This is a genomic window from Streptomyces sp. AB3(2024), from assembly GCF_041862025.1.
Classification (GTDB): domain Bacteria; phylum Actinomycetota; class Actinomycetes; order Streptomycetales; family Streptomycetaceae; genus Streptomyces.
In genome coordinates this window covers 1-9,530 of the sequence record NZ_JBGWAB010000197.1, presented here as the reverse complement: position 1 = coordinate 9,530, position 9,530 = coordinate 1, and the positions used below count along the sequence as shown (strand labels likewise).

8 protein-coding genes and 1 riboswitch are annotated in these 9,530 nt (G+C 73.1%); of the genes, 7 read left to right on the top strand and 1 reads right to left on the bottom strand.

Features of this window, described 5'->3' with window-relative positions; translation table 11 throughout:
• The 3 genes from ACEPPI_RS38190 to ACEPPI_RS38180 all read left to right on the top strand — a co-directional run.
• Positions 1–549 (top strand): 1-hydroxy-2-methyl-2-butenyl 4-diphosphate reductase (locus ACEPPI_RS38190; protein ID WP_373919857.1); only part of this gene is annotated, 549 nt, incomplete at its 5' end.
• Between the two features lie 5 nt (positions 550–554).
• Positions 555–1,586, top strand: coding sequence for an adenosyl-hopene transferase HpnH (hpnH, locus tag ACEPPI_RS38185; protein ID WP_373919856.1), 1,032 nt, complete (start codon positions 555–557; stop codon positions 1,584–1,586).
• Entirely contained in the window at positions 1,583–2,986 is a 1,404-nt protein-coding gene (locus ACEPPI_RS38180; RefSeq protein WP_373919855.1) for an aspartate aminotransferase family protein, read from the top strand. The genes hpnH and ACEPPI_RS38180 overlap by 4 nt, the downstream gene beginning before the upstream one ends.
• Before the next feature lie 127 nt (positions 2,987–3,113).
• Here ACEPPI_RS38180 and ACEPPI_RS38175 read toward each other — a convergent pair whose 3' ends face one another.
• A complete protein-coding gene (locus ACEPPI_RS38175) occupies positions 3,114–3,935 on the bottom strand; it encodes a tyrosine-protein phosphatase (protein WP_373919853.1) in 822 nt (273 codons plus the stop codon).
• A gap of 316 nt (positions 3,936–4,251) precedes the next feature.
• A riboswitch (cyclic di-AMP (ydaO/yuaA leader) is annotated at positions 4,252–4,416 on the top strand.
• Between the two features lie 4 nt (positions 4,417–4,420).
• Here ACEPPI_RS38175 and ACEPPI_RS38170 point away from each other — a divergent pair.
• The 4 genes from ACEPPI_RS38170 to ACEPPI_RS38155 all read left to right on the top strand — a co-directional run.
• Positions 4,421–5,428: a LysM peptidoglycan-binding domain-containing M23 family metallopeptidase gene (locus tag ACEPPI_RS38170; protein ID WP_373919852.1), complete on the top strand. Its 1,008-nt coding sequence runs from the start codon at positions 4,421–4,423 to the stop codon at positions 5,426–5,428.
• A gap of 163 nt (positions 5,429–5,591) precedes the next feature.
• Complete coding sequence (locus ACEPPI_RS38165; protein WP_373919851.1) at positions 5,592–6,377, top strand: SGNH/GDSL hydrolase family protein; 786 nt, start codon at positions 5,592–5,594, stop codon at positions 6,375–6,377.
• A 195-nt stretch (positions 6,378–6,572) separates the two neighbouring features.
• Positions 6,573–7,784, top strand: a complete 1,212-nt coding sequence (locus ACEPPI_RS38160) for an MBL fold metallo-hydrolase (protein WP_373919850.1) — start codon at positions 6,573–6,575, stop codon at positions 7,782–7,784.
• Between the two features lie 278 nt (positions 7,785–8,062).
• The coding region (locus ACEPPI_RS38155) for a sensor histidine kinase (protein ID WP_373919849.1) at positions 8,063–9,530 on the top strand (1,468 nt) is incomplete at its 3' end.

Sequence of the window (9,530 nt, the reverse complement as noted above, 5' to 3'; positions counted from 1 at the left end):
GCACCGGAGGGGGCGCTGCTGCGCACCGGCATGGGCCCGCGCGCGGCCGAGCGCGCCCTCACCCGGGCCCTGGGCCGGCCGGGCATGGAGCGGGCCGCCGTCCTGGCGACCGGCTTCTGCGCCGGCCTCGTTCCCGGGATGCACCCCGGCGACCTGGTCGTCGCCGAGGAGACCAGGGACCCGCGCGGGGTGGTCGCCTGTACCGGTACCGCCCTCCTCGCCGAGGCACTGGCCCGGGCGGTGCCCGGCCGGACCGTGCACCTCGGCGCACTGACCGGATCCGACCACGTCGTCCGCGGGCAGGAGCGCGCGCAGTTGCGCGCCACCGGTGCCATCGCGGTCGACATGGAGTCCGCGGCCACCCTGTGGACCGCACACGGGGGCGCCGACCGTCCCCTTGCGGCCGTCCGGGTGATCGTGGACGCTCCGGAGCACGAGCTCGTCCGTATCGGCACGGTGCGCGGTGGAATATCGGCCTTCCGCGTGCTGCGTGCCGTACGGCCCGCGTTCCATGACTGGCACCGTTCGTTGCTGCTCCCCAGGAGGTGAGCCAGATGGCCATGCCGTTGCGACAGTCCATCAGGGTCGGGACCTATCTTCTCGAACAGAAGCTCCGCAAGCGCGAGAAGTTCCCGCTGATCGTCGAGCTGGAGCCGCTCTACGCGTGCAACCTGGCCTGTGAGGGGTGCGGGAAGATCCAGCATCCGGCGGGGGTGCTCAAGCAGCGCATGCCCGTCGCCCAGGCGGTCGGCGCCGTCCTGGAGTCCGGCGCCCCGATGGTGTCCATCGCGGGCGGCGAGCCCCTGATGCACCCGCAGATCGACGAGATCGTGCGGCAGCTCGTGGCCAGGCGGAAATACGTCTTCCTCTGCACCAACGCGATGCTGCTCCGCAAGAAGATCGAGAAGTTCACCCCCTCCCCGTATTTCGCCTTCGCCGTCCACATCGACGGGCTGCGCGAACGCCACGACGAATCCGTGGCCAAGGAAGGAGTCTTCGACGAAGCCGTGGCGGCCATCAAGGAGGCCAAGCGCCGCGGATTCCGGGTCACCACCAACTCCACCTTCTTCAACACCGACACACCCCAGACGATCATCGAGGTGCTGAACTACCTCAACGACGACCTCAAGGTCGACGAAATGATGATCTCGCCCGCCTATGCCTACGAAAAGGCACCCGACCAGGAACACTTCCTGGGCGTCGAACAGACCCGGGAACTCTTCAAGAAGGCCTTCGCCGGAGGCAACCGGCTGCGCTGGCGGCTCAACCACTCCCCGCTCTTCCTCGACTTCCTCGAAGGCAAGGCGGATTTCCCCTGCACCGCCTGGGCCATTCCGAACTACTCCCTCTTCGGCTGGCAGCGCCCCTGCTACCTGATGAGCGACGGCTACGTGCCCACGTACCGGGAGCTGATCGAGGACACCGACTGGAGCAAGTACGGCCGGGGCAAGGACCCGCGCTGCGCGAACTGCATGGCGCACTGCGGCTACGAGCCCACCGCCGTCCTCGCCACCATGGGGTCCCTCAAGGAGTCCCTGCGCGCGGCCCGGGAGACGATCGGCGGCAACCGGGCCGCCTCGTCATGACGTCCGCGCCCGGAGGGGGCAAGGGCTTCGACCTCACCGCGCTGCTGGCCGAGCGCGGCGGGGAGCGCTACGAGCTGCACGCCCGCCACCTCAACCACCAGCTGCCCCGGATGCTGCGCACCATCGGCTTCGACAAGGTCTACGTGCGGGCCGAGGGCGCCCACTTCTGGGACGACGAGGGCAACGACTACCTCGACATGCTGGCCGGGTTCGGCGTGATGGGCCTGGGCCGGCACCACCCCGTCGTGCGCCGGGCCCTGCACGACGTGCTGGACGCCCAGCTCGCCGACCTGACCCGCTTCGACTGCCAGCCGCTGCCCGGACTGCTGGCCGAGAAGCTCCTCGGCCACAGCCCCCACCTGGACCGGGTCTTCTTCGGGAACAGCGGCACCGAGGCCGTCGAGACCGCCCTGAAGTTCGCCCGCTACGCCACCGGCCGGCCCAGGATCCTCTACTGCGACCACGCCTTCCACGGGCTCACCACGGGCTCGCTGTCGGTCAACGGGGAGGGCGGCTTCCGCGATGGTTTCGCCCCGCTGCTGCCCGACACGAAGATCGCGATGGGGGACCTGGACGCCCTGGAGGCGGAGCTCCGGCGCGGGGACGTCGCCGCCCTGATCGTCGAGCCGGTCCAGGGCAAGGGCGTGCTCGCCGCCCCGCCCGGGTACCTGCGCGCCGCACAGGAACTGCTGCACCGCCACAAGGCGCTGCTCATCGCGGACGAGGTCCAGACCGGCCTCGGCCGGACGGGCGATTTCTACGCGTACCAGCACGAGCCGGGCGTGGAACCGGACCTGGTGTGCGTGGCCAAGGCCCTCTCCGGCGGCTACGTCCCCGTCGGGGCGACCCTCGGCAAGGACTGGATCTTCCAGAAGGTCTACTCCTCCATGGACCGGGTGCTGGTGCACTCCGCCAGCTTCGGCTCCAACGCGCAGGCGATGGCGGCGGGGCTGGCGGTCCTCGCCGTCATGGACGACGAGCGGGTGGTGGCCAACGCCCGCGCGACGGGCGACCTGCTGCGCGGGCGGCTCGCGGCGCTGGTGGACGAGTACGAGCTGCTGCACGAGGTGCGCGGGCGCGGCCTGATGATCGGCATCGAGTTCGGCCGGCCGTCCTCCCTGGGGCTGCGCAGCCGCTGGGCCGTGCTCCAGGCGGCCCGCAAGGGGCTGTTCGCGCAGATGGTCGTGGCGCCGCTGCTCAACCGGCACCGGATCCTGACCCAGGTCTCCGGCGACCATCTGGAGGTCATCAAGCTCATCCCGCCGCTGATCGTGGACGAAGGGGACGTGGACCGGTTCGTCGGGGCGTTCCGTGAGGTCATGGACGAAGCGCACGGCGGGGGCGGCCTGATGTGGGACTTCGGCAGGACCCTGGTCAAGCAGGCGGTCGGCAACCGCTGAGCAGCGAACCGCCGAGCGTGCGGCGGGGGCCGTGCGGCGGCCTCCGCCACTGCCCCCGCCACTGCCCCCGCCACTGCCCCCGCCACTGCCCCCGCCGCACTGCCCCCGCCACGGCCCCTGCCGGGCCTCAGTCGGCGAGGAGCCGGTCGCGCAGCCGGTCCAGCGTGGCGGGCGCGAGGCCGAGGCCCTCGGCGAGGTAGCCGTCCACCCCGCCCCACCGGCCGTCGATGGTGTCGAACGCCGCGAGCAGGTACTCGGCGCGCGCCTCGAACAGCGGGGCCAGCAGCTCCATGACCTCGGGGGAGCGGTCCTCGGGCGCGTCGCCGCCGCGCCGGACGCGGTAGCGGTTGTGCGGGGCGTTGGACTCCAGGTAGTCGGCCACGATCGCGTCGCGCGGGACGCCCAGGGCGAGCAGGGTGACGGCGATCGACAGTCCCGCGCGGTCCTTGCCCGCGGCGCAGTGCATCAGCGCCGGGACGCTGTCCTCGGCGAGCGCGTGCACCACCCGGCCGTGCTCGGCGGTGCGGGTGCGGATGATCGTCCGGTACGAGTCCCTCATGCGGGTGGCCGCCTTGCCGTCGCCCAGGACGGTGCGGAGCCGGGCGAGGTCCCCGTCGCGGACCATCTTCCAGAACTCCCGCCCGTCGGCCGGATCCGACAGCGGGATGTTCACGTTGCGCACGCCCGCCAGCTCGACGTCCGGGCCCTCCAGGGCCTGGTCGGCTCCGTTGCGGAAGTCGAAGACGGTGTGCAGCCCGAGGGATTCGAGGAACTCCGTATCGGTTTCGGTGGCATGTGCGAGATGTCCGCTTCGGAACAGTCGTCCTGGCCTGACCCTCCGTCCGTCGGCGGTCGACAGGCCGCCCAGGTCGCGGAAATTGCGCACTCCGGAGAGCCCGTGCTCCGGCTCCGGGCCGCTCGGCGGGGGCTGGGGTATCTGCTGGGTCATGTGCGCTCCTCCGCGTGTCCTGCGTGTCCGAATTGCTCTGGTTGGGAACAACTTGCCATGGGTGGAGGCGAGATCGCGCCAGGCCCCGTGAGCCAGATCATACGGTGACCGTCCGTGCCTGATCGCGAAATCCGAATTCCCTTGCCAGGGCGGCTGTTGCCGCGGGGGAATGGACGGAGGGTGACGGGAATTCCGTTGATCCCTCATTCCTGCTATTCCGTCAGGGAATTCACGGCTTGTTGTGCGCACTCCCGCTGGATTACCTTCGCGATCGATCCGGGTGGACCGCCTCATCCTGCCGCCACCCGGGAACCGCACCCGACCATCGACGCGCGCGGCAGGAGCGGGGGAACCAGGTAAGTCGCCGTTCCGGATCATTTCCGGGCGGCTCGGGGTGAAGCCGTACGCGTGTTCCACGGGTGCGGCCGGACATCTCCAGTCCGAACCCGACAGCTCACCTCGCAGGCGCCGGAGAGGAATTCGTCATGCCCGCAAAGGGTAAGCACCGCCGTCCGAAGTCCCGTTCCCTGTCCCGCGGCCTCGCCGTGGCCGGCACCGGTGGCGCCGCCCTCGCGCTGCCGCTGACGGTCGCCGCCGGCGCCCACGCCGCCACCCCGGCCGCTCCGCCCGCGCAGGTGCCCCAGGCCCTCCGGGCCCCCGTCGCCGTTCCGGCCTCGGCCCCCTCCGCCGCTCAGGCCGTCTACACCGTCGTGCCGGGCGACTACCTGTCGAAGATCGCTGCGGAGCGCCACCTCCAGGGCGGCTGGGAGCGGCTCTACGCGGACAACCGCGAGGCCGTCGGCGCGAACCCCTCCCTCATCCACCCGGGCCTCCGGCTGACCCTGGGCGGCCGCGCCGGGACCCCCGCGCCGAAGGCTCCTGAGGCCGCGGCCGAGGAATCCTCCAGCGGGACTCCGGCGGCCGACGAGGCACCGTCCGCGGCCGGCGGGGGCACCGCCGACGGCGCCGCCGCGACCCCCGCACCGGAGTCCGGTGCCTCGCGCGGACCGGCGGCCAAGACCCCCGACCGGAGCCCGGCGCCCCCCGCGCCCGCGGCCCCCGCTGCTTCCGCGGCCCCCGCGAACGGTTCCGGTTTCGTCGCCCCGGTCGACGGCGGCACCTCCACCCCGTACCACCAGAGCGGCAGCATGTGGTCCTCCGGTTACCACACCGGCGTCGACTTCATCGCGAGCACCGGCACCACCGTCAAGGCGGTCGGCGCGGGCACGGTGGTTTCCGCAGGCTGGGGAGGCGCGTACGGCAACGAGGTCGTCATCCGCCACGCCGACGGCAAGTACTCCCAGTACGGCCACCTCTCCCAGCTGTCCGTCTCGGTGGGACAGAGCGTCACCGCCGGACAGCGCATCGGCCTCTCCGGCGCCACCGGCAACGTGACGGGCCCGCACCTCCACTTCGAGATCCGCACCGGCCCGTCCTACGGCTCGGACATCGACCCGCTGGCCTACCTCCGCTCCAAGGGCGTGAACGTCTGACGGGAGCCGCGGCAGCGGCACGGACACGCGCGGGGCCGGGACCTGAGGGGGGTCCCGGCCCCACGTGTACTTATTCCTTATCCCCCGCGTGGTATAGATCACGGTCCGTCAACCCCTCATTACGTTGGCGTAGGTTGGTGACGGGGGTGAAGGATGTCGTCCCGTGGCAGCGACGAAGACGAACCTCAAGACCATCGGCTCGTACGCGGCGATCGGGGACAGCTTCACCGAAGGCGTGGGGGACCCGGGACCCGGGGACTCCTATCTCGGCTGGGCGGACCGGCTCGCCGTCCTCCTGGCCGATCAGCGCGACGAGCACGACTTCCGGTACGCGAACCTCGCGGTGCGGGGCAAGCTCCTCGACCAGATCGTGGCCGAACAGGTGCCCAGAGCCAAGGGCCTCGCCCCGGACCTGGTCACCTTCTGTGCGGGCGGCAACGACATCATCCGGCCGGGCAGTGACCCGGACGACGTGGCGGAACGGTTCGAGGCGGCGGTGGCCGACCTCACCGGGGCCGTCGGCCTCGTCATGATCACCACCGGCTTCGACACCCGGGGCGTCCCCGTCCTCAAGCACCTGCGGGGCAAGGTCGCGACGTACAGCGCGCACGTACGCGCCATCGCCGACCGCTACGACTGCCCGGTCCTCGACCTCTGGTCGCTGAAGTCGGTGCAGGACCGCCGTGCCTGGGACGGCGACCGGCTGCACCTCTCGCCCGAGGGCCACACCCGTGTCGCGCTCCGCGCCGCACAGGTCCTCGGCTACGAGGTCCCCGCCGACCCGGACCAGCCGTGGCCGCCCACCCCGCCGCGCGGATCGGTGGACGTCACCCGGGACAACATCCAGTGGGCGCGCGAGCACCTCGTGCCCTGGATCGGCCGCCGGCTGCGCGGCGAGTCCTCCGGCGACCACGTCGAGGCCAAGCGCCCGGACCTGCTGCCGCTCTAGCGGACCCGTGGGGGAAGGGCTGCCGGGGGCGCCCGCCGGGAGACCGGCACGGGAGGCCGGCGCAGGGGCCCGGGGGGAGGTCGGCCGGGAGATCCGGCCGACACGCGGGCCGTACGCGGAATCCTCGGGGGCCGGTGCGCGTTGGGATGGTCGTAGTCGTAGACCGTCCCACCGTCCTGCACCTTTGGAGGTGCCTTGACCGGCTCCCTTCCCTTGCGTCCCCGGCTGCGCGCCCTGCGGCCCGAAGCCTTCGGCGCGGACCCCTCCGGCGCACGGCTGGAGCGGATCCTGCGCTCGCCGAACTTCGCCGACGGCGTCTTCCAGAACCCCGTGGGCGCACGGACCAGGCCCTCCGGGTCGATGGTCGAGTTCGCCAAGATCTACTTCCACAAGGAGCAGCGGGTACGGCGCAACCCGGGCGCCCCCATCCCGGTGTACCCCACCACCCTCGCCGAGCTGGGGAAACCGCCGGTCAGCGGGCTGCGTCTGACCTGGATGGGGCATTCCAGCGTGCTCACCGAGATCGACGGGCGCAGGGTGCTCTTCGACCCGGTCTGGGGCGAGCGCTGCTCCCCCTTCCCGTTCGCCGGGCCCAAGCGGCTGCACCCGGTCCCCGTGCCGCTGGCCTCCCTCGGCGAGGTCGACGTCGTGGTGATCTCCCACGACCACTACGACCACCTCGACCTGCCCACCATCAAGGCACTGGCCGGCACGGACACCGTCTTCGCCGTCCCGCTCGGCGTCGGCGCGCACCTGGAGCGCTGGGGAGTGGCACCGGACCGGCTGCGCGAGCTCGACTGGAACGAGACGACCGAGGTCGCCGGTCTCTCCCTCACGGCCACCCCGGCCCGCCACTTCTGCGGCCGCGGGCTGCGCAACCAGCAGTTCACCCTCTGGGCCTCCTGGGTCGTGACGGGCGGGGAACACCGGATCTTCCACAGCGGGGACACCGGCTACTTCCCCGGCTTCAAGGAGATCGGCGCCGCGCACGGCCCCTTCGACGCGACGATGATCCAGATCGGCGCCTACTCCGAGTACTGGCCGGACATCCACATGACCCCCGCTGAGGGGATCCAGGCCCACCTCGACCTCCAGGGCGGACTCCCGCACGGGACGATGCTGCCGATCCACTGGGGCACCTTCAACCTGGCCCCGCACCCGTGGGACGAGCCCGGCGAGGGGACCGTCGCCGCCGCGGGGGCGGCCGGGGCGGCCGTCGCCCTGCCGATCCCGGGCCAGCCCTTCGAACCGGGCGCGGCCGACGCCCCGGACCAGGCCTGGTGGCGCCCCTTCGTGGCCGCGCCCCCGGCCCCGGTGACGGCCACCTCCGTACGGGCGCGGCCCGCGGCCGCTCCCGTCGCCCCGGCACCGGCCGGACAGGGCGAGCCGGAGGCCGTGGGGGCGTAGCGGACCGTGGGGCCCGGGGGCCGGTCGGACGCCCGGGCTCCCGGGGTTCGTCGGGAGCGCGGGCCGGGCGGCGTACGCCCCCCCCGGCCGTGCCGGGGTACGCGCTCCCGGCGCATTCGGCCTCTCGTACGAGCGCTCCATCGGGAGCGGGAAGCAGCCCGCCGAAGTTCCCCAACTGGGCGTCAGGGGCGGGAGCATGCGGTCTAGCGTGGGTATCCGGTGATCAATACCGGGCCCCGGGACCGCCGGTGGCCGGGCCCCACGTACCGAGGACGCCGATGTCCGGATTCCGCGCCGCCCGCCACGCCCCGTCGAGCCACGCTGTCACCGGACCCGGCCGGCAGATACGCCCCCAGCTGCTGCGCGCCGCCGTACTGCCCACGCTCGCCGCCGGGCTCAGCGGCACCGCCGCGGTCATCTTCACCCTCCAGCTCGGCGGGGGCGCCGGGGCGCGCGACGCCCGGCTGTGGCCCGTCCTCACCGGCTGCGCCCTGCTCGTCGTCGGCGCCCTCGCCTGCGCCCTGCTCGGCGCGCAGCGGGCGGCCAAGGCCGTGCGCGACCGCTGCGAGGCCCTGCGCCGCTCCAGCGTGCGGGGCCGGCAGGAGCTGCGGACGGCCGCCGAGCGGCTGGAGCGGGGGGAGAGTCCGGGACGGCCGGTGCGCGGAGGGCCGAGCGGTCCGCCGGCGGCCACCGATCCGGCCGGGGTGGACGAGTTCTGGCTGCTCGCGCAGGAGCTGCGCGGCGCCCGGGAACAGGCGCACACGACCCTGCTGCGACTGGCCGTCCCGGCCGCCCCGAGCGACAGCGACCGCAAGGTGGAGGTCTTCGTCAACCTCGCGCGCCGGCTTCAGTCGCTCGTGCACCGCGAGATCTCCCTCCTCGACGAGCTGGAGGACACGGTCGAGGACCCCGATCTGCTCAAGGAGCTCTTCCACGTCGACCACCTCGCCACCCGGATCCGGCGGCACGCCGAGAACCTCGCCGTGCTCGGCGGGGCCGCCTCGCGGCGCCAGTGGACCCGGCCCATCGACCTGAGCGAGGTGCTGCGTTCCTCGGTGGCCGAGGTCGAGCAGTACACACGGGTCAAGGTGGTGCCCCCGGCGGGCGGCACGGTGCGCGGACACGCCGTCGCCGACGTGGTGCACCTGCTGGCCGAACTCGTCGAGAACGCCACGGTGTTCTCCGCCCCCGACACCGACGTCGTGGTGCGGGCGGAGCGGGTCACCGCCGGGATCGCGGTCGAGGTCGAGGACCGCGGACTGGGCATGCCGGCCGGGGAGCAGCACCGCATGAACGCCCTCCTGGGGGACCCCGACCAGGTCAGCGTGCGGCACCTGCTGGCCGACGGGCGGATCGGGCTGTTCGTGGTCTCGGCGCTGGCCCGCCGCCACGGCATCGCCGTCGAGCTGAAGTCCAACATCTACGGCGGGGTGCTCGCCGTACTGGTGCTGCCCCAGGGGCTGCTGGGCGCGGACGCGCCGAGCGGCGCCGACGCGCTGGACGGGTCGCGGGCCACTTCCTGGGGGACCGGCGAGGGCGGCGCGGTGCCTCTGCTGGAACCCGTACGCGTGCACGTGCCGGGCTCCCGGCCGGAGCGGGAGCCCGAGCCGGAGCGGGGGTCCGGCGGGTGGTGGGCGCAGGGGACGGCCTCCGCGGCGGATCCCCCCGCGGGCGGCCCGGTGCCCGCTCCCGTTCCGCCGTCCCCCGTCGGGGCCGCGCCCCCCGGCGCGCCCGCCACGCAGCGGC

Coding starts and splice junctions, on each gene's coding strand:
- ACEPPI_RS38180 (WP_373919855.1), top strand. CDS start 1,583: ATGACGTCCGCGCCCGGAGGGGGCAAGGGCTTCGACCTCACCGCGCTG.
- hpnH (WP_373919856.1), top strand. CDS start 555: ATGGCCATGCCGTTGCGACAGTCCATCAGGGTCGGGACCTATCTTCTC.
- ACEPPI_RS38170 (WP_373919852.1), top strand. CDS start 4,421: ATGCCCGCAAAGGGTAAGCACCGCCGTCCGAAGTCCCGTTCCCTGTCC.
- ACEPPI_RS38175 (WP_373919853.1), bottom strand. CDS start 3,935: ATGACCCAGCAGATACCCCAGCCCCCGCCGAGCGGCCCGGAGCCGGAG.